At 69.9% G+C, this 1226-nt stretch carries 1 protein-coding gene and 1 pseudogene; both read right to left on the bottom strand.

The genetic code is table 11. The features are described from left to right. Nucleotides 1–73 precede the first annotated feature (73 nt). On the bottom strand, nt 74–904 hold the full coding sequence (istB, locus tag AB0J04_RS46220) for an IS21-like element helper ATPase IstB (protein ID WP_363174746.1): 831 nt from the start codon (nt 902–904) through the stop codon (nt 74–76). After that, nucleotides 904–1226 (bottom strand): annotated as a pseudogene (locus tag AB0J04_RS46215) (hypothetical protein); the annotation flags it as partial. The pseudogene AB0J04_RS46215 and the gene istB, both read right to left, overlap by 1 nt.

Here is a 1226-nt window from a genome sequence, read left to right as displayed (position 1 = left end):
TGTCGGGGGCGGCTGAAATTTGACCCATTTTGGGCGGTTGAAACGTGACCCCCGTGTCGTTGGTTGCTGTCGGTCAGTCGGTTTCGGTCGCGGCGGTGGGGACGCGGCCGAGGCTGCGGCCTTTCATCCGGTAGGAGTCGCCTTTGAGGGAGTGGACCTCGGCGTGGTGGACGAGGCGGTCGATCATGGCGGCGGCGACGGTCTCGTCGCCGAAGACCTCGCCCCAGCGCCCGAAGGGCTTGTTGCTCGTGACGATCACGGACGCGCGTTCGTATCGGTTTGAGATGAGCTGGAAGAAGAGGTTCGCGGCCTCGGCCTCGAAGGGGATGTAGCCGACCTCGTCCACGACGATCAGTGGGTAGCGGGAGAGCTTGATCAGCTCGTTCTGGAGGCGGCCGGTGTGGTGGGCGGCGGCGAGGCGGTCGACCCACTCGGCGGCGGTCGCGAACGCGACGCGGTGGCCGGCCTGGCAGGCGCGGACCGCGAGCCCGATGGCCAGGTGCGTCTTGCCCGTGCCCGGCGGCCCGAGGAAAATCGCGTTCTCCTTGCCGGTGATGAAGTCCAATGTTCCCAGATGTGCGAGTTGTTGGCGCGTCATGCCGCGCAGATGGGTGACATCCAGCTCCTCGATCGTCTTGAGCGCGGGGAAGCGGGCGGAGCGGATACGGGCTTCGCCGCCGTGCGACTCGCGGGCGGCGACTTCCCGCTGCAGGCAGGCCACCAGGTACTCGGTGTGGGTCCATGCTTCGGTCCGGGCGCGTTCGGCGAGGCGTTCGGCGGCGTCCAGCAGCGCCGGGGCCTTCATGGCCCGGGAGTAGAAGGCCAGGTCGGAGGCTGTCTGCTCGCCGGTGCGGCGGCCGGCCGTGGTGCTGGTGGTGGCCTTGGCTGCGGTGGTGGACGGCATCAGGACGCCTCCGCCCCGTCGTGGCCGGCGCCGTCGCTCTCGGCGCCGCCGTCGATGACGGTGAACATGCGGTCGTAGCTGGCCAGCGCGCGTTGCTCGACCTCCACTTCGGCCGGTGCCGTATGTGCTTGGGCGGTGGCTCTGGCGTGTAGGAACTCGCCGCGCAGCAGGCGGGCGGCCTCGGCGTGTGCGGGGTCGGTGAGGGTCTGGTGGCGGGCCCAGCAGCGCGGGTGCCAGGCCACCTGTGTGCCGTTGCAGGTGGCGGACACGGTCTGGGTGTCGACCCGCACCGTCACCTTGTGGCCGATCGCGCGCGGGTGGA

Source organism: Streptomyces sp. NPDC050263, assembly GCF_040655955.1.
Taxonomy (GTDB): domain Bacteria; phylum Actinomycetota; class Actinomycetes; order Streptomycetales; family Streptomycetaceae; genus Streptomyces.
The sequence above is the reverse complement of the archived record's forward strand: the minus strand, read 5'-3'. Positions and strand labels throughout refer to the sequence as shown.

What these genes read in the sequence shown, in the direction of transcription:
- istB (WP_363174746.1), bottom strand. Translation starts at nt 904, where the DNA reads ATGCCGTCCACCACCGCAGCCAAGGCCACCACCAGCACCACGGCCGGC.